Genomic DNA, 249 nt, shown 5'->3' with positions numbered 1-249 from the left:
CTGGCACTATGACGAAGCAGACCGCCTCACGCACCGCACCGTGAAGGGTGAAACCGCAGAGCGGTGGCAGTATGACGAACGTGGCTGGCTGACAGACATCAGCCACCTGAGCGAAGGCCACCGTGTTGCCGTCCACTATGGCTATGACGATAAAGGCCGCCTGACCGGCGAATGCCAGACGGTGGAGAACCCGGAGACGGGGGAACTGCTGTGGCAGCATGAGACGAAACACGCATACAACGAGCAGGG

At 61.0% G+C, this 249-nt stretch carries 1 protein-coding gene; it reads left to right on the top strand.

Annotation, left to right across the window (positions count from 1 at the left end):
- The coding region (locus V5P19_RS24170) for a hypothetical protein (protein ID WP_334408072.1) at positions 1-249 on the top strand (249 nt) is incomplete at both ends.

The organism is Enterobacter sp. UNJFSC 003 (assembly GCF_036903355.1).
Lineage (GTDB): Bacteria > Pseudomonadota > Gammaproteobacteria > Enterobacterales > Enterobacteriaceae > Enterobacter.
Note: the sequence above shows the minus strand (reverse complement) of the source record. Positions and strands in the feature narration are given on the sequence as shown.